Source organism: Cobetia sp. BMC6 (genome assembly GCF_029991385.1).
GTDB lineage: Bacteria > Pseudomonadota > Gammaproteobacteria > Pseudomonadales > Halomonadaceae > Cobetia.
In genome coordinates this window covers 1-461 of sequence record NZ_JAKUMF010000055.1, presented here as the reverse complement: position 1 = coordinate 461, position 461 = coordinate 1, and the positions used below count along the sequence as shown (strand labels likewise).

General features: G+C 68.8%; 1 protein-coding gene. It reads right to left on the bottom strand.

Annotation, left to right across the window (positions count from 1 at the left end; all coding sequences use genetic code 11):
* On the bottom strand, positions 1–461 hold a 461-nt coding region (locus MKZ40_RS16960; protein ID WP_282627990.1), incomplete at both ends, for a hypothetical protein.

The window sequence follows — 461 nt, the reverse complement described above, 5'->3', positions numbered from 1 at the left end:
ACGGTGTTGCGCGTGCGTTCCATGGTCCGGCAGAGCGGCAGCGCACTCGCATGGGCGTCAAGGAGCGCGAGATAGCCTTCCTGGGCGGCAATCAGGACATCATCGAAGTCGCGGCCGGCAAGCAGTGCGCGGAGCTGGCGATCCAGTCGCGGATCGGATCCCGACACAACGCCGGAAGCGGCTTCCAACGGTCGAGCGTCCGGCGGCTGATTGCCGAACGCATGGAAACCGGCGCCGGAAATGATGATGACGAAGAGTTCGCCATAGCCCTGACAGGCCTGCAATGTCGGGAGGAGCACGGCGACGTCGGGCTTCGCGTCACCGCTCGGCGGGACCAGGCCTGCCTCGGGCGCGCCGAGCAGGAGCAGCCGCCGGCTCCAGCGGGCGGGCAAAGGCTCGTCGGTCGGTTTCGGCCACTCACTCGGGCGCGGCCGGCCGGTGGCAAGCAAGGGCGGCTCGAT